This window comes from Anaerobacillus alkalidiazotrophicus, assembly GCF_001866055.1.
The window spans coordinates 604,149-621,288 of sequence record NZ_MLQS01000001.1; the positions used below are offsets into that span (position 1 = coordinate 604,149).

Annotated in this window: 12 protein-coding genes, 21 tRNA genes, 1 rRNA gene and 1 other annotated feature; of the genes, 2 read left to right on the forward strand and 32 right to left on the reverse strand. The window is 36.5% G+C overall.

From position 1 onward, the window contains the following. Nucleotides 1–91 precede the first annotated feature (91 nt). Complete coding sequence (locus BKP45_RS02925; protein WP_071388278.1) at nucleotides 92–658, forward strand: TetR/AcrR family transcriptional regulator; 567 nt, start codon at nucleotides 92–94, stop codon at nucleotides 656–658. Between the two features lie 372 nt (nucleotides 659–1,030). On the opposite strand, the gene BKP45_RS02930 is transcribed toward BKP45_RS02925, so the two are convergent. From BKP45_RS02930 to BKP45_RS02965, 8 genes are all read right to left on the reverse strand, one after another. Further along, on the reverse strand, nucleotides 1,031–1,576 hold the full coding sequence (locus BKP45_RS02930) for a hypothetical protein (RefSeq protein WP_071388279.1): 546 nt from the start codon (nucleotides 1,574–1,576) through the stop codon (nucleotides 1,031–1,033). Between the two features lie 49 nt (nucleotides 1,577–1,625). Then, nucleotides 1,626–2,819 carry an ABC transporter permease gene (locus BKP45_RS02935; protein ID WP_071388280.1) on the reverse strand — a complete coding sequence of 398 codons (1,194 nt, stop codon included), beginning with the start codon at nucleotides 2,817–2,819 and terminating at the stop codon, nucleotides 1,626–1,628. Further along, a complete protein-coding gene (locus BKP45_RS02940; protein WP_071388281.1) occupies nucleotides 2,806–3,510 on the reverse strand; it encodes an ABC transporter ATP-binding protein in 705 nt (234 codons plus the stop codon). The genes BKP45_RS02935 and BKP45_RS02940 overlap by 14 nt, the downstream gene beginning before the upstream one ends. After that, nucleotides 3,503–4,699 (reverse strand): efflux RND transporter periplasmic adaptor subunit, encoded by a 1,197-nt coding sequence (locus BKP45_RS02945; protein WP_071388282.1) that lies wholly within the window; start codon nucleotides 4,697–4,699, stop codon nucleotides 3,503–3,505. The genes BKP45_RS02940 and BKP45_RS02945 overlap by 8 nt, the downstream gene beginning before the upstream one ends. 215 nt (nucleotides 4,700–4,914) lie before the next feature. Further along, nucleotides 4,915–5,574: a YIP1 family protein gene (locus tag BKP45_RS02950; protein ID WP_071388283.1), complete on the reverse strand. Its 660-nt coding sequence runs from the start codon at nucleotides 5,572–5,574 to the stop codon at nucleotides 4,915–4,917. Nucleotides 5,575–5,890: 316 nt separating this feature from the next. Continuing rightward, nucleotides 5,891–6,535: a response regulator transcription factor gene (locus BKP45_RS02955; protein ID WP_071388284.1), complete on the reverse strand. Its 645-nt coding sequence runs from the start codon at nucleotides 6,533–6,535 to the stop codon at nucleotides 5,891–5,893. 23 nt (nucleotides 6,536–6,558) lie between these two features. Further along, nucleotides 6,559–8,028, reverse strand: a complete 1,470-nt coding sequence (locus BKP45_RS02960; protein WP_071388285.1) for a sensor histidine kinase — start codon at nucleotides 8,026–8,028, stop codon at nucleotides 6,559–6,561. A 3-nt stretch (nucleotides 8,029–8,031) separates the two neighbouring features. After that, complete coding sequence (locus BKP45_RS02965; protein WP_071388286.1) at nucleotides 8,032–9,024, reverse strand: alpha/beta hydrolase; 993 nt, start codon at nucleotides 9,022–9,024, stop codon at nucleotides 8,032–8,034. A gap of 1,067 nt (nucleotides 9,025–10,091) precedes the next feature. Between BKP45_RS02965 and BKP45_RS02970 the strand changes: the two genes are divergently transcribed. Beyond that, nucleotides 10,092–11,456, forward strand: a complete 1,365-nt coding sequence (locus BKP45_RS02970; protein WP_071388287.1) for a sodium-dependent transporter — start codon at nucleotides 10,092–10,094, stop codon at nucleotides 11,454–11,456. Between the two features lie 225 nt (nucleotides 11,457–11,681). On the opposite strand, the gene BKP45_RS02975 is transcribed toward BKP45_RS02970, so the two are convergent. The 24 genes from BKP45_RS02975 to rrf form a co-directional block, all read right to left on the reverse strand. After that, a complete protein-coding gene (locus BKP45_RS02975; RefSeq protein WP_071388288.1) occupies nucleotides 11,682–11,864 on the reverse strand; it encodes a hypothetical protein in 183 nt (60 codons plus the stop codon). A 211-nt stretch (nucleotides 11,865–12,075) separates the two neighbouring features. Next, nucleotides 12,076–12,933: a tyrosine-type recombinase/integrase gene (locus tag BKP45_RS02980; RefSeq protein ID WP_084787558.1), complete on the reverse strand. Its 858-nt coding sequence runs from the start codon at nucleotides 12,931–12,933 to the stop codon at nucleotides 12,076–12,078. Between the two features lie 266 nt (nucleotides 12,934–13,199). After that, nucleotides 13,200–13,276, reverse strand: a tRNA-Arg gene (locus BKP45_RS02985). Between the two features lie 223 nt (nucleotides 13,277–13,499). Further along, nucleotides 13,500–13,580, reverse strand: a tRNA-Leu gene (locus BKP45_RS02990). 31 nt (nucleotides 13,581–13,611) lie between these two features. Beyond that, a tRNA-Lys gene (locus BKP45_RS02995) sits at nucleotides 13,612–13,687 on the reverse strand. 14 nt (nucleotides 13,688–13,701) lie between these two features. Next, nucleotides 13,702–13,774 (reverse strand) — tRNA-Thr (locus tag BKP45_RS03000). Nucleotides 13,775–13,821: 47 nt separating this feature from the next. Further along, nucleotides 13,822–13,897 (reverse strand) — tRNA-Val (locus BKP45_RS03005). 51 nt (nucleotides 13,898–13,948) lie between these two features. Further along, nucleotides 13,949–14,023: transfer RNA gene (locus tag BKP45_RS03010), tRNA-Glu, on the reverse strand. Nucleotides 14,024–14,040: 17 nt separating this feature from the next. Beyond that, a tRNA-Ser gene (locus BKP45_RS03015) sits at nucleotides 14,041–14,131 on the reverse strand. Between the two features lie 6 nt (nucleotides 14,132–14,137). Beyond that, nucleotides 14,138–14,212 (reverse strand) — tRNA-Asn (locus tag BKP45_RS03020). Between the two features lie 12 nt (nucleotides 14,213–14,224). Continuing rightward, nucleotides 14,225–14,301: transfer RNA gene (locus BKP45_RS03025), tRNA-Ile, on the reverse strand. Nucleotides 14,302–14,308: 7 nt separating this feature from the next. Then, nucleotides 14,309–14,382: transfer RNA gene (locus BKP45_RS03030), tRNA-Gly, on the reverse strand. Nucleotides 14,383–14,399: 17 nt separating this feature from the next. Beyond that, nucleotides 14,400–14,476, reverse strand: a tRNA-Pro gene (locus BKP45_RS03035). A 9-nt stretch (nucleotides 14,477–14,485) separates the two neighbouring features. Next, nucleotides 14,486–14,562: transfer RNA gene (locus tag BKP45_RS03040), tRNA-Arg, on the reverse strand. A gap of 21 nt (nucleotides 14,563–14,583) precedes the next feature. After that, nucleotides 14,584–14,672: transfer RNA gene (locus BKP45_RS03045), tRNA-Leu, on the reverse strand. A 26-nt stretch (nucleotides 14,673–14,698) separates the two neighbouring features. Further along, nucleotides 14,699–14,773 (reverse strand) — tRNA-Gln (locus tag BKP45_RS03050). Nucleotides 14,774–14,787: 14 nt separating this feature from the next. Continuing rightward, nucleotides 14,788–14,863 (reverse strand) — tRNA-His (locus BKP45_RS03055). A gap of 80 nt (nucleotides 14,864–14,943) precedes the next feature. After that, a tRNA-Tyr gene (locus tag BKP45_RS03060) sits at nucleotides 14,944–15,027 on the reverse strand. Nucleotides 15,028–15,053: 26 nt separating this feature from the next. Continuing rightward, nucleotides 15,054–15,146, reverse strand: a tRNA-Ser gene (locus BKP45_RS03065). Nucleotides 15,147–15,200: 54 nt separating this feature from the next. Further along, nucleotides 15,201–15,277: transfer RNA gene (locus BKP45_RS03070), tRNA-Met, on the reverse strand. A 26-nt stretch (nucleotides 15,278–15,303) separates the two neighbouring features. Then, nucleotides 15,304–15,393: transfer RNA gene (locus BKP45_RS03075), tRNA-Ser, on the reverse strand. Between the two features lie 54 nt (nucleotides 15,394–15,447). Further along, a tRNA-Met gene (locus tag BKP45_RS03080) sits at nucleotides 15,448–15,524 on the reverse strand. 53 nt (nucleotides 15,525–15,577) lie between these two features. Then, nucleotides 15,578–15,653, reverse strand: a tRNA-Ala gene (locus tag BKP45_RS03085). Between the two features lie 9 nt (nucleotides 15,654–15,662). After that, nucleotides 15,663–15,778 (reverse strand): 5S ribosomal RNA (rrf, locus tag BKP45_RS03090). 388 nt (nucleotides 15,779–16,166) lie between these two features. Beyond that, nucleotides 16,167–16,957 (reverse strand) — a sequence feature (most likely nonfunctional fraction of RNA operon). Nucleotides 16,958–17,140: the final 183 nt, after the last annotated feature.

Consider the following 17,140-nt stretch of genomic DNA (forward strand, 5'->3'; position numbering starts at 1 on the left):
ATATACAACAAACAGTTCGTATGAATACGTCCAATCCCCAACATAAATTAATAGTTTGTTGGATAACACAAAAAATATAGGAGGATTTAATGTGACTTCTAAAATGGACAGGCGCAAAAAATATACCCGAATGGTTTTAAAAGATAGCTTAATGAAACTAATGAAAGAAAAACAAATTTCTAATATTACGGTAAAAGAAATATGTGAAACAGCCGATATTAATCGCTCAACCTTTTACACTCATTACTCTGATCACTACGACCTTCTATATAAAATTGAAGAAGAAATTATTGGCGATATGTACACCACACTTAGCTCCTACAATTTTACCAAAGAGGAAGAAGCGTTACAGATGACAGAAAAAATACTAGACTATATCGCCTTAAACAGTGATTTGTGTCAAACACTCATGAGCGGACACGGCGATTCCTCCTTTCAAAAGAGGATCATGAACATCACTCATCAATTTACAATGAAAAATTGGGTTACTATTAACAATCTTGATGAGAAAATCTCAGAATATGTAAGTATCTTTGTCGTGAGTGGAAGCATTCACGTTATTAAAACTTGGTTGGATAATGGAATGGATAAATCTCCAAGAGAAATGGCCGAAATCATTAACAACTTTGCAAACAAAGGACTTTCCTCTTTTCGGTAATAAGACGGAGGACAATAGAGATTTAAGAGGATCAGGGGTTTTTATGATTTTTAACTTATCAATTAGATCAATTCTTTCTAACAGTGCTTTTCCACCCTTTTCATCCTTCACTAATTCATAAGAACGCTCCGAGCTATTCGTAGCCACGGTAGGTAGTTCATTCTTTTTTAAACATTCATCAATTTTCATGATCCATGGCTTATCCTCCACCCACTTCTTTTCTGAAGAAGAAAAATAAGCACGTAGTTGAAATTCATTAAAAACTACATACTTATTCTTCCTTATATTTTATTAAACTTTACTCTACTTTGAAAAGAGCGATAACTAAAATTAAGTTACCGCTCTACGTTTGATTAAGATGGAAATTTGTATTCACTTTATCTTTTTTTCACTTGAAAGTAGATTGAATTTAATTTTCTCTTTGAAAATCAATTGTTTATTTACATATAACCTACAAGTTAAACTTACAAAACCGCCTAATTTAGCTTTAACTAATAGAGTATGGCCGTTTTCCTCAATGACACCAGTTAACGTTTGATACGGTATCATCCACGAATACCAACTTTTTCTTTTTTTCTTACATACAAGTTTATCGTTTATATACAATTCCTCTTGATTATATTTATTTACAATCTTTATACAATTATTTTTATAGTTAATACACCATGTTTTCTCAATCTCTTCTTTTATTTCTTTCAACATATCCTCCCAAGTTTCAATATCCTGATTATTATCGTCAAAAGCTTCCGGTTTCCTTTTTTCCTTAATGAGACTAATTATCCATTCAAATAAGAAAATCAAGATAAATACTAGAATTATCATGACAAAAAAATTGTCAAAAACTGGTCCCTTCGAAAAAACGCCATAATAATAACCTATCAAGTAAAAAATCACAAAATAAATTATAAATTTGATCATGAGATAATTCCTCCTTCCTAATCTTATGTTATGAACATTTTGTTTTTCTCTATTCATACCTTAATGCTTCAATCGGGTTTAACTTGGATGCTTTGTTAGCTGGTATGAACCCAAAAACAATGCCTATTATCATCGAAAATAATAATCCACCTATAATCACTGGAAATGAGAGTAACGACGGCCATCCGGCTATTAATGAAACTAAAGAAGCGATTATTGCCCCTAATAGGATACCAATCATTCCCCCTATCAATGTTAGAATGATCGATTCAATAATAAATTGGAATAAAATTTGTCTACGTGTAGCACCTAATGCTTTTCGAATGCCAATTTCTCTCGTTCTCTCAGTCACTGAAACTAGCATAATGTTCATTACACCAATGCCACCTACAAAAAGAGAAATTCCAGCAATTCCACCAATAATCATTGTCATGATTCTTGTAATTTGACCTATTGCCTCAGCTATCTCTTCCATATTTAACACATGATATGAATCTTCAGTGTTATTTAAACGATTTAATAGAGTAACAGCCTTATCGCCTGCAATTTGAAGTTCTTCCAAGCTATCGGCTTGAATAGAAACTTGGCTAATGTCTGTTCTCATATAAATGTTTCTCCAAGTCATCCATGGGATATAAACATCCATCGAACCGAAGGCAAAAAGTCCTTTTGGTTTTTCTAATACACCAATGACTTCGACAGGTTGATGACCAATACGAATTATTTCTCCAACCGCGCTTTTATCTTCAAAAAGCTCCTCTTGTAAAGCATGTGAAATTAGTGCTGTTCTACGGCCACCTAAAAAATCTGAAGTAGTAAAAGATATTCCTTCTGAAAGTGATAAATCATGAACATATAAATACGCATCATTTATACCAATAATTGCTGCCTCCGCTATATCTGTTTGATATCTCACAGTACTAAATTCTGAACTACTGGTAACCACTCGCTTCACTTCAGGAATTTCCTCAAGTGCCTGGATATCTGTATATGAAAATGCTGAATAGAAATCAACGTTTGGATTTGCTCTCAGTTCTTCCTCTGAAGGCATATAATAAACCTCCATCGTATTACCAACACCAGTAAGTTCAGATTTTAACATCTGTTCTCCGCCTTGACCAATTGCGACAACAATAATAACTGCTGCTACCCCAATGATTACCCCTAACATCGTTAAAATAGATCGCAATTTATGGGCACGGATAGATTGTAGCGCCATAAGTATGTTTTCAGTTACACTCATACTCAAGATGTTCCTTTCCTTCTTTTCGCTCATTCACGATTTCCCCATCACGTACAATAATTGTTTTTTGTGTAAATGCAGCAACTTCTTGCTCATGTGTAACAATGAGAATGGTTGTTCCTTCTCGATTTAATTCAGTTAGTAGTTCCATAATGGATTCGCTCGTTTTCGTATCAAGAGCTCCTGTAGGTTCATCGGCTAATATCATCCTTGGGTTATTCACTAATGCCCTTGCTATAGCGACTCGTTGTTTTTGGCCACCTGAAAGTTCATTAGGTAGATGGTGAACTCTATTTGCTAAACCTACTTTAGTAAGTGCATGCAACGCCATTTCTTTTCTTTCCTTTTTACTAAAACCAGCATAAATCATTGGTAATTCAACATTTTTTAATGCGGTTAACCTTGGAAGCAGCTGAAACTGTTGAAATACAAAACCAATGAATTGATTCCTTACTTTTGATAGTTCAACATCATTATAGGCTGTAATATCATTGCCTTCGAATTGGTACGTTCCGGCAGTTGGCTGATCTAAACAACCGATAATATTCATTAACGTTGACTTGCCAGATCCTGAAGGACCCATAATCGCAAGAAAATCACCTTGATTTATAAAAAGTGAAATATCTTTTAAAACATGGACATTTTCTAAACCTAGTCGATACGTTTTTGAAACAGATTGCAAGTTAATCAAGAACGATCACTTCCATTCCTTCATTTAACGTCAACATCGGTTCTTTAATTACCTTTTCGTCTACTGAAAGTCCACTAACAACTTCTATGTTATCCCCATAGACAATACCTAGCTCAACTTCCCTCTTATATGCTAAATTTTCCTCTACTACAAAAACATAGTTCATTCCACTTTCTTGTAAAATTGCTGCTAACGGTATCACCATCGATTTTCTTTCGTCCGTCTTGATTTGCAAAATCATTTGTAAACCAGGTCTAAGCTGATGAATATTTTCAGAATTGATTTCAACTGTGATAGGATACTGAACGGAAATCTCACTTGTGATGGGACTATAAGCAACATGACTGACAGTCCCTTCCCACTCTTCATCGTGAATCGCATCTGACTGGATCTTCACATGTTGCCCTTCTTTTACAACTAAGGAATTGTATTCAGATAAATTTCCATTAACAATAAAACCTTCTGTATTTACGATATGTAAAATCATTGGACTGCTTTCTAAGTACGCTGTCTCCACCGTGTCATTAGCAATAATCACTTTCCCATCTATATTACTTATGACGGTTAATTGCTCTTCGTTTGAATCAAGTAATCTTTTTTGCAATTTTTGCTGTTTTATTTCTAAATCTATTAGTTTTCTTTCATATTCGAATTGCTGTTGTTGTGTTAAAATGTGCCGTTCTTCAGCTTTAATTTGTTGTTTTTCTACTTCCAACATTGCTAGTGCTTCTTCTTTCCCTATTTCTTTCTTTAACTCCGCTTCTTTTTTCTCTAAGTCATCTTTTTGTTTTTTCAAATTAGCTCTCTGTATATTTAAATTGTTTTCTTGATTTTTTATTTGTGATAAACGTAGATTACTAGCTTCTACTGTTAAGACATGCTGCTCTTTTTGAAGCAAAAGAGAATCACTTTTATATTTCATTAGTGCAGTGCCTTTCTCTACTATTTCTCCTTCCTCAACTAACAACTCATAGACATGTCCTTTGTCTGGAGAATGATAAATAATTTGTTCATCTTTGACAAGAAGGGTTCCTGGCACCATCACTTCAGTTGCTAAAGGTTCCATCTTAGGATTTACTATTTCAACCTCAAAAATGTTTTCTTCTAATGAACGAGCAACCCCTACCGTTGTCATAGCTCCTATTAATAAAATAACACCTGTTATGATCCATTTTTTCTTATTCTTCATAAACTCTCCTCTTAATAATTACTAGTACTTAATACATATCCATCATGCCAAACTCAACGTCACTAACTAACAATTCTGATCAATTTTCTTTTAATAATGGATGTGTTTCTAACTTAAGAGACCTGTATACAAAGTCTGTTAGCATTTTGTTTTACATACATTAAAGTGCTTTCGCAACGACACTTGCAAAAAGCCGCATTTATGAATAATCCCCTTTAACTAATTAATAGAGCAATAATTATGCTAATGACATAAAATACAATGGTGGCTATCCATGCTAACACAGCATCAAAATTAGCTACTTTTCTTAGACCTGTTACGGTAACAATTAATTGCCAAATCGAGAATACTTCAATACCGATTAATAATGCGCTTTCCTCACCAAAGAATAACGCTAAACTAGTAAAAGGAATATCTGGATTCGTTCCAAAAAAAGTCGTCATAATCGCGTTAAATAATACTCCTATTCCGCCAATCACTGATACAAAAATTCCTAATGAAAATAACTGTTTAAACGTAACGGCACTTCTACTAATCTTTGCAATAATAATAAAAACAATAGCAAATAAAAGTGCACTTATAATTGGGATAAATAAACCGAAAAATAAGATTCCTATACGCATGAATATTTCCATTTCAGCAAAAAGATCGGCTTCCTCAGGACTAATTTGTACAAGTAACCACGAACTATCCATTCCAAAAGCCATAATAGCAGTTCCGAGAGTGTAAATAAGAGTTACTAATAGTAACGGTACGAAAATAAGTGGTTTAGCTTTTAACTTCTCAAACTGTTCACCAGGATATAAAAACATACCGAATAACGAAGGCTTCCCTTGCTTTAATATAATTTCATTTCTCTCGTGTAATTCTGACATTCACTACACCCTCTCTAAAATTGTAAATATTTAATAAGTCAATGAATTTCATAATCGATCATTATCGCCACTTAGATACTGTATCTAGTTACGTTGAACCAATCGTAACTAGATATTGATTTATGTAGCTCGTTTTTTATAATGATGAAATTCACTAAAGTGTTAATCTATTTATAATGATACGTTAAAAATGAATTTTTCGAACCGACAATATGTGGCGGAGTACCGCCATTTTTTGGCGGTCATTGACTGATTTAAGAGATTTTCTTCATCTAGAATCTCAAAAGGATGCTCTCAAATTGAGAGCATCCTCTTTTCAAATCAAAATCTCTGGTATCACCCCTAGCTGGCGTCCTTTTTCAATCACTTCAGATCTAGAACTTACATTCAATTTCTTAAAAGTCCCACTTAAATGCCTTTCTACAGTCCTACAACTCGTAAACAAGTCTTTTGCAATTTGTTCGTTTGTTAATCCTTTTGCGACCTTTACTAGAATTTGTTCTTCTTTTTGAGTTAACTTTATTTTTTTTCCAGTCTCTAGACATGGTTTAATTTCCGTTCTACGAAGTTGATGCAATAATTCTAAAGGAATTACGGCTTGGTTATCAACTACCCCTCTTATTGTACGGATAAGTTGCTGTTTTGAACTCGTTTTACTTAGGAACCCTGAAGCACCTACTTCAATTAAATAGTTAAAATGGCTAGAAATATCATGGCCGGTATAGATAAGTACTTTAGCTTTATCGTGAACACATAAAATTTTTTTTGTTAATTCTATACCACTTAATTCAGGCATATGTAAATCCAGCAAATAAACATTATATTTTTTTTCTTTTATTAAATCCACGATTTCTACACTTGATCCAAGAAAGTCAACACTAAAATCAGGTTCACTGTCTAATAATGTTTTTGTACCTTCTCCAACAAGCGAATGATCGTCTACAACAAGAATAGTAATCATACTGTCACCTTCTTACATCCTACTTATTTTAATGGAATTTCCGCTTGAACAGTCATGCCTTTATTAGGTTCTGAATTGAATTTCATACGTCCCCCTACACTATGAACCCGCCCTGCCATACCTACTAAACCTATTTTTTTTCGATCTGTACTTATTAAGTTAAGATCTGTGCCTACTCCATTATCTTGGTAAGATAATTTCAAATTTCTATCATTAATTTGAATCAAAATAGTTACTTCAGTAGCTTTTGCATGTTTATTGGCATTGTTTAACAGTTCTTGTACAATACGATAAATGACTAATTTATAATCGTTATTTAATAAAGGATTTGGGCTTTCTACAACTTTGATATTTAGCTTACTATTAGAACGTAATTTAAACTTCTCTACTAAGTCTTGTAACGCTTGTTCAAGCCCCATTTCCGACAAAAGTGGGGGAGCTAATTCCTGACAAGTTTCTCTCATATTAAACATTATATCTAAAATCTCTTCTTCTATTTCTGCTACTCTATTTTCTAACTCAGGTTGTTCTTTTGCAGGTACTAGCTTTATTTCTTCAACTTTCCTTTTAAGAATGATAATATCTTGCAGAAAAGAATCGTGGATATCACTAGCTAACTTCTTTCTTTCTCTTTCTGCCCAATGAAAGATTAATTGACTGAAGAACTTGCAATTAGTAGAAGTTAATTTTTTTGATTTTAAGCTCTTTAATTCTTTTATTAAATCTTCTACCTCAATCATATTTCTTATATCGTTTTTCAACACATGATTTAGAAGAGCAGTTCCTGATTTTATTTCCGGCATTGTATATCCATATTGCTGACGGTGCACTTGAAGCTTTAATCCCATAAAACTATATCTTATAAGACCTATAAAAAAAACTATCGCTCCAAAAGTTACAATCCAATAATTATAGCGCCAAAAATCATCAATGTTCATACTTCGTAAAATATAATTAGTAATTAATGCGAAAGTAATTGTCGGAATAAACGCTAAATTAACAAAAAGCCGTTGACGTTTTTTTGACGGATGCTGTTCCTTAATATATGCATATAAAAGTAACACAATACCGCAAATAATATAAGGTGTCACCCACCAGCTAGCAACAAAATACGGAATTATCAAAGTAGGATAGATTGGAAAAAACATACCCATAACAAAAATCGGTAAAAGGAGAATTATTTTCGAAAATTTTTTCCAAGATTTATTTAATTGGTCAGAATATACAATAGAAAAAACAAGGAATCCGTATGGAGTAACATAATGCGAAACGAAAGATAATAAATGCTCAATGAACGATAACGTACCATCCAAATAATTCCAACCTATATTCTCAACCATTCTTACTTTTACATTTTCTTCGATAACTACAGACAGTCCTCCGGCACCACCAGCAAAAGCTGTCACACTAGCCCAACGGTTTGAATCTCGTTTTGAATCAAACACTATTAATAATAAGCCTACTCCCCACAAAAGAAAAAATAAAAACAACATCGTTTATTCACTTCCATTAGTAATACAATTTTCAATGAATTCAAGCGTATCTTTAGCAATTTGCCTACGATTAAAGATAATTCCAGCATGTCCACAAGCATAAAGAAGACGCCGTGGTTTCCCCCAACCATTCCAAAGATTACTTGCATCTTGTTTTCTAACATACTGGTCATATATCCCACTAATCAGTAATATTTTTTCTTTTGGTATCATTGGTTGTGCCTCATCTGCACGAAGAATTGACCAACATCGTTGTAATTGGTGATAGGTAAAATTATGTTTTTGCAAGTCTTGTTTAATATATTTTCCAATAGGTGTATGCCAAATTTCATAAGAAAGATTATTCGCGTACATAACAGATACTAGCACATCAATCTCTTTTTCATATAAACTTATTAGGTTAGAAATATAGCCTCCTAGACTAACACCAATAAGTACTACTTTTCCACCTTTATTTTGTTTTAACCACTGAATTAACGCCCTAATCTCTACAACAGCTTGTCTAATAGCGGTTATTGTTCTGCAAATATTTGCACTTATCATATACTCTCCGCTGTATAGACTACTAGTTGCCCGATCAAAATGATATGGCAGAGTCGGAAAATAGACGTTATAACCTTTTTTTTGCATCTCTTTCAAGTAGATTAACTTAAATTTTTTCAAACAGTCTGAACGCCATCCATGTACAATAATGACATGAACAGGTTCACGACCATTTTGACTTAAATAGCAAATACCCTTTGCCATATCATTATCCGTATCTCCTGAGTAAATAGGACTGTTATAATTATAAGAACCTGACAGATCATATTTTTGATCCTTTAATTCAAACAATATATTAGGTATTTTATTTAACTGATAAAAGGAGAGTCGATTTTGATTGGATGTAAAAGAGTGCAAATCAAAATCATTGCGGAATTGTGTATGCATACTTTTGTTATAATGAAAGAAATGCAAGCCAACTTTATCAATGAGCATACTTAACCATTTATTCATGTAGGAACTCCTCACAGCTAAATCGTTTTGTCGATTTCAACTAATTTTTGTTTTATTAAATGATTTCATAATTACCAAGACGGAGCCATATAAATCTATACCTAGGTACGAAAAGTTAAACGTAACTAGATATAGGACCTTAGTGTTCAGAATACTTTATTATGAAATTCATTGTATTATTAAGTCAAAAATATGTAGACTAGTATTAGTTACTTATTTTCTTTTCGAACTAATAACAATATTTCATTAGTATGAAGCTCGAAAATATAAAGCTGAACTTCAATCAGTGGGGGTTTTCCTTCATCCCCCACTGATTGTTAGTTCAACTTATACCACAGGCATAAGAATAACTAATCATCAGCTATCACTGATGAAAGTTATTCTATATCGGACCTTTAGGGGGCAGTTTATCCCCCACCTAAACTTCTCGATTTTCTTAAGTTTTGAGGTGGGGGTCTTACTTGCCCCTTAAGAGTGGGATAAAGTAATGTATCAATTCCTAATATTATATTTTAACTAATAAAATTGTTAATTTCTACATTTTTTTCATATAATTTCATTATTTCGCGTTTGTTCTACATTCAGTCATAATCAAACGAAAGACTATTAAGTTTCATTTCAATTTCTTCCTCTCTTTACATGACCCTCATCTCATTAAACATTTCATAATTTGGCTTAAAAGATCTTTTGTATCCAATGTATTATTGTGTGAAAAAAGTTTTTCAATAGCGTTATCTTTATTTCCTTACAACAATTACTCCCCTTTCATTATGTCAATTAATTTTAGAAAAGCGCAAGGCGCCATTGTAACGATCGAAAAGCTCTGAAATGACCGAGCTCGTAGGCTGCTTGCGCTAGACAGTTTCCAAGTTAGAAATTTATTAATTCTGATTATGTAAGAAATACTATTTTCATAGTCTCTCAATAATTTTTACATTGCCACTTACCCCCAAATATGTTATTTTAGAAAAGTTGTTGAACTTTAACACATTAACGCTTTTAATTATATTAGTAGTCCTAGTATATCTAAAGAGGGATTCGTACACGAGATTGAGAGGAGAATTTGAATGTCATCAAAAGAAACATCAAATACGTCAGTACCAAGGGAACAATGGGGGTCCAGATTTGGTTTCCTATTAGCTGCAGCTGGGTCAGCAGTTGGACTAGGGAATATTTGGAGATTTCCTTTTGTCGTTGGTGAAGGCGGTGGTGCAGCTTTCGTATTATTATATTTAGGGTTTGTGTTACTTATTGGATTACCATTAATGATTGGTGAAATTAGTATTGGACGAAGAGGTCGAGCTAATGCTATGGATAGTTATAAAATAATACAACCAAATTCAAAATGGTACATAAATGGTTTTATTGGTGTGATTATTAACTTTATGATTTTAGCGTTTTATTCAGTTGTAGCTGGCTGGGCCTTTTATTATTTTATTTTAGCCCTTACCGGACAGTTAATTGCTAGTGATAAAGACTTCGAAAGTTCTTTTAGTAGTTTTATATCTGATCCGATAATGCCTATTGTCTGGCAAACAATCTTAATGACGGTTGTTGTCTTAATTGTCCTAAGAGGAGTTAAAAAGGGGATTGAAAAATGGAACAACATTCTCATGCCTACACTATTTGTCCTACTCCTTATTTTGTTATTTAAAAGTCTTACACTAGAAAATGCTAGAGAAGGAATACTATTTTTCTTAAAACCAAATTTTTCAGCAATCAATTCTGGCATTATATTAGCAGCATTAGGCCAAGCTTTCTTTAGTTTAAGCGTTGCAACAGGAATGTATGTAACTTACGGTAGTTATAAACGAAATGAAAGCAGTATTGCGCGCAATGGCGGTGGGATCGTTTTGTTAGACGTTCTTGTTGCAATTATGGCAGGGTTGATTATTTTCCCTGCAGTGTTTCACTTTGGAATTGATCCAGGAAGAGGACCGGATCTAGCCTTTATTACATTCCCAACTATTTTCAGAGATATGCAATTTGGAATTATGTTTGCTGGATTTTTCTTCTTCTTCGTTTTTGTCGCTGCATTAACTTCTGCAATTTCATTATTAGAAGTTGTTGTTGCGTTTGTTAAAGAAAAATTTAAACTTTCTCGAAAAGTAGCAGCACCTATTACTGGGGCGGTTATTACCTTAGTTGGCGGATTCTGTGCCTTATCATTTGGTCCCTTATCACATATCAAGGTATTTGATCGCACTATCTTTGGACTGTTTGACTTTATAGCTGCAGAAGTATTACTACCTTTTTCTGGACTTATTTTAAGCATCTTTATAGGATGGATTTGGAAGCCGATTGGTGTTAAACAAGAAATTGAAAAAGAAGGAAATTCATTCCCTCTCTTTAAAGTATGGAGCTTCTTAATTCGTTTTGTCGTCCCTATTGTAATCTTAATCATTCTTATAGATTCAATAGGTATCATCTAATATTTTTTATTGAAAACCCCACAACTTGGTGGGGTTTTCTAGTTGATGAGTCAAAAGTACCTAACCATTTGACAAAAAGTAACAAAGCTGAACTTCAATCAGTGGGGCTTTTCCTTCACCCGCAATGATGATTAGTTGGACCTTTAGGGCAAATTAATCCCCACCTAAACTCGATTTTCTTAAGTTTTAAGGTGGGGGATTACTGCCCCTTAAGAGTGGGGAAAATTAATTCATCCCTCTCCATTTTCCATCATTTTTAGATACTTTTTCTTTTTTTGCTTTTTCTTTGTGCGCTCGATTAGCAGCTGCACTACCAAATTCTTTTGAGAATTCTGCATCAGTTTTACTTGCGTCAAAACCTCTTTTATTCTTTTGCTCTGCGTCAGTTTTACCATTGCGTTTTGCCATATGTATCACCCCTTTTTTTATTATGATAATAAAAAAAAGAATTATACGTTATGTCTGAAGTGCAAAAGCATATCTTATCGAAAATGATATTATGTCAAAAAAATGGTCACGTTTAATAGAGATTTCCTTCAAACTATCGCGGTTTGCTTACTGGCCACTCTATCAAATTAAGGGGCGTAACCCTTAATTTGATAGAGTGAATGTTTTTTTGTTATGCATATTTTTGACCATCTTCATCAAATTGTTTATTTTCAATACACTTTAGGTATTGTTTAGTAATATTAATATCAGAGTGACCAGCTAATTGCGCTACAATTGATATATCTAAACCATTTTGTAACAACTCGTAACAAAACGTATGCCTTAATTTATGAGGATGAACTCCATAATGTTGCAACATATGTTGAACGGTACGTACAGAAATTCTTTTTTGATAATTTGACAGGAACAAAGCTTCCTCCTTATCATCTCTTGATTTCAAGTATTCTACTAGATGATAAACGAGAGACTTAGGAAGGGGAATTGTCCTCTCATTATTATCTCTCTTTTTTCTAACAACCATTTGTCCAGTTTGATTTTTATTATTTATAGATATATCTTCTTTATTCAAGTAACAAAGCTCAGATACTCGTATACCTGTTTTTAACAACGTATATACTATAGCTGTATTACGTTTGTTACTATCTATTTCGATTTTTTGTAATAATTCCTCAATCTCTACTTTAGATAAATATTCCGGAAGGACTTGATTTATTTTATTTTGTCGTGTAATATTAACATCCTGAGTAATTTCTATACGATTTATAGATTTGGCAAAAGTATTAATCGTATTAAAGACTTTCTTTATGGTAGATAAACTTCTTTGTTCAGTTTCTAAATAAGTTACATAAGCTTGTACATTTTCTTTATTTAAATCTTTCGTTGATTTACCATTACTATATAACCAGTCAAGAAATGATTGAAGAACCCCACTATACGTTTTCACTGTATTCTCGGACCTTCCCATTTCATGAAGATAGATTGCAAAGGAATTAAGAATATCATGTGTTTCAGAATTTTTATTTGTCAATACTATCTCCCCCTTTTTAACAAACTATACTTCAATTATTCGTCTTTGTCAAATTCTGCGCAAATACAATAGATAAAAAATATCCATAAAATTTCAACAATTGTTGAAATTTTATGGATATTTTTTTGAGTGAATTTTAGAATTACCTATATGGAGCTACATAAGTCTAAATGTTGTTGAAAATGGTCTTTATCCAATAACATTTAGTAACAGAGAATCGAAAAAACAATTATGAAATTCATTAATGTAAAATTCATTCTTAAAAATGGCGCACCCTAGAGGATTCGAACCTCCGACCGACGGCTTAGAAGGCCGTTGCTCTATCCAGCTGAGCTAAGGGCGCATGTTGTTTGTGCAATGATGTTATTTCATGAAGTCTACGGACGATGTTTCGCTCCGTAGATATCCTGTCTCTTCCTCTGCAAGTAACACTTTGTAGCAGGCTGCGTCGAAACAACTCGCAGTTTTTTCATAGATGTTATACTCGTCGCTGAGCTAAGGGCGCATGTTCATTTAACTTCCTAAAAATATAATAAAATTTATATGAGATACTTACAAAACAAACATGCGGGTGAAGGGACTCGAACCCCCACGTCAAAGACACTAGATCCTAAGTCTAGCGCGTCTGCCAATTCCGCCACACCCGCGTATGGAAAGTTATTTTGCTTAGCAAAATTTTGGTGAGCCATGAAGGATTCGAACCTTCGACCCTCTGATTAAAAGTCAGATGCTCTACCGACTGAGCTAATGGCTCTTAAAATATAAGAGTGCCGGCCAGAGGACTTGAACCCCCAACCTACTGATTACAAGTCAGTTGCTCTACCAATTGAGCTAGGCCGGCAAATATAGGTAAGTCACTTTCGCTCTACTTTGTTACGAAAAAAACTCTGGTGGAGGATGACGGGATCGAACCGCCGACCCCCTGCTTGTAAGGCAGGTGCTCTCCCAGCTGAGCTAATCCTCCAAGTAAACAACCATTGATATAAATCAAGAAAAACTATACAAATAATGTAGTTGGTGACCCGTACGGGATTCGAACCCGTGTTACCGCCGTGAAAGGGCGGTGTCTTAACCGCTTGACCAACGGGCCAGTATAAAAACTACGACTGGCGGAGAAGGAGGGATTTGAACCCTCGCGCCGCTTACACGACCTACACCCTTAGCAGGGGCGCCTCTTCAGCCACTTGAGTACTTCTCCTTAATTTGGCTCCACAGGTAGGACTCGAACCTACGACCGATCGGTTAACAGCCGATTGCTCTACCACTGAGCTACTGTGGAATATACATGGTATGGTGGGCCTAAGTGGACTCGAACCACCGACCTCACGCTTATCAGGCGTGCGCTCTAACCAGCTGAGCTATAGGCCCATACTCTTGGAGCGGGTGATGAGAATCGAACTCACAACATCAGCTTGGAAGGCTGAGGTTTTACCACTAAACTACACCCGCATTAATATTCAATTGCATGGTCGGGAAGACAGGATTTGAACCTGCGACCCCCTGGTCCCAAACCAGGTGCTCTACCAAGCTGAGCCACTTCCCGACATTTCTATGGCGCGCCCTGAGAGATTCGAACTCCCGACCTTTTGATTCGTAGTCAAACACTCTATCCAGCTGAGCTAAGGGCGCATGTTGCCTTTTAAATTTTTCTGGTACCGAGGGCCGGACTTGAACCGGCACGATAGTCACCTACCGCAGGATTTTAAGTCCTGTGTGTCTGCCAATTCCACCACCCCGGCAATTTACTAAAGACTTAACAAAAAAATGGCTGGGCTATCTGGATTCGAACCAGAGAATGACGGAGTCAAAGTCCGTTGCCTTACCGCTTGGCTATAGCCCATTAATATAATAATATGGGGCGATCGATGGGAATCGAACCCACGAATGCCGGAGCCACAATCCGGTGCGTTAACCACTTCGCCACGACCGCCATAGTTTTGTAAAGTAAGGACATTCAAAAATAAATCTTACCATGTTCTAGCGTTAAATTATTCACCTGTAATATCTAAATGGTGGAGGGGGACGGATTCGAACCGCCGAACCCTAAGGAGCGGATTTACAGTCCGCCGCGTTTAGCCACTTCGCTACCCCTCCAAAATATTAAAATGGTTGGTTATTAATGGCGGAGGAAGAGGGATTCGAACCCCCGCGCGGTTTAACCCGCCTGTCGGTTTTCAAGACCGATCCCTTCAGCCGGACTTGGGTATTCCTCCGTATCATATCAATAAATTAAGTTGATAAGTTATTTTCGCTTCACGAAAAAACTTTGGTAGCGGCAGAGGGGATCGAACCCCCGACCTCACGGGTATGAACCGTACGCTCTAGCCAGCTGAGCTACGCCGCCAAAAAATAAATAGGTAAGAGGAAGAGCGGAGGAAGAGGGATTCGAACCCCCGCGCGGTTTAACCCGCCTGTCGGTTTTCAAGACCGATCCCTTCAGCCGGACTTGGGTATTCCTCCGTATCATATCAATAAATTAAGTTGATAAGTTATTTTCGCTTCACGAAAAAACTTTGGTAGCGGCAGAGGGGATCGAACCCCCGACCTCACGGGTATGAACCGTACGCTCTAGCCAGCTGAGCTACGCCGCCAAAAAATAAATAGGTAAGTTATTTTTGCTCCACTTCGTTTCACAAAAAAACTTTGGTGGAGCCTAGCGGGATCGAACCGCTGACCTCCTGCGTGCAAGGCAGGCGCTCTCCCAGCTGAGCTAAGGCCCCATAAAAATAATCTAGCAACGTCCTACTCTCGCAAGGGGAAGCCCCCAACTACCATCAGCGCAAAAGAGCTTAACGATCGTGTTCGGCATGGGAACGAGTGTGACCTCTTCGCTATCGTTACTAAATTAACTGACTTCAATCACATCGTGAGATACTTCTATGAATTGACTACATGCAGCTTTGCATCGAGGAAGCCCACTACGAAGCGGCGCTTGTAGACGCAGACGCACAAAATCTAAATTCAGAACAGTAATCTATTTAATTGAAGGATTATTCCTTCAAAAAAGCTACTGACTTCAATCACATCATGAGATGCTTCTTTGAATTGACTACATGCAACTTTGCGTCGAGGAAGCTTCCTTCGAAGCGACACTTGTAGACGCAGACGCACGGTCTACATTCAGATCAGTAAACTATATAATTTGGAGGATTATTCTTCCAAAACTGAACACAAATGCACAAGCGTTACTTCTACTCTAAAGCAAAAGTATCGACTAGAGTATTACTCCATAGAAAGGAGGTGATCCAGCCGCACCTTCCGATACGGCTACCTTGTTACGACTTCACCCCAATCATCTGTCCCACCTTAGGCGGCTGGCTCCAAAAAGGTTACCCCACCGACTTCGGGTGTTACAAACTCTCGTGGTGTGACGGGCGGTGTGTACAAGGCCCGGGAACGTATTCACCGCGGCATGCTGATCCGCGATTACTAGCAATTCCGGCTTCATGTAGGCGAGTTGCAGCCTACAATCCGAACTGAGAATGGCTTTATGGGATTGGCTCAACCTCGCGGTTTCGCAGCCCTTTGTACCATCCATTGTAGCACGTGTGTAGCCCAGGTCATAAGGGGCATGATGATTTGACGTCATCCCCACCTTCCTCCGGTTTGTCACCGGCAGTCACCTTAGAGTGCCCAACTAAATGCTGGCAACTAAGATCAAGGGTTGCGCTCGTTGCGGGACTTAACCCAACATCTCACGACACGAGCTGACGACAACCATGCACCACCTGTCACTTATGTCCCCGAAGGGAAATCCCTATCTCTAGGGAGGTCATAAGGATGTCAAGACCTGGTAAGGTTCTTCGCGTTGCTTCGAATTAAACCACATGCTCCACTGCTTGTGCGGGCCCCCGTCAATTCCTTTGAGTTTCAACCTTGCGGTCGTACCCTTCTCATACCCTATGTATTCAGATATGGATACCATCCCATTACGGATGGTGGGTTCCCCCATTCGGAAATCCCCGGATCAAAGTTTACTTACAACTCCCCGAGGCATATCGCTGTTCGTCGCGTCCTTCGTCGGCTCCTAGTGCCAAGGCATTCACCGTGCGCCCTTTCTAACTTAACCTAATTTTTCCGTAATAAGCTGCNGATCTCTTCGTTGGCTTCGCTTTTCTGCGCTGCTCATGTATCCTTAAACATACACTCCGCTGCTCGAAAGCTNGCCGCCTCGATCTCCTTGCTTCTTCCGAAAAAATACCTGTTT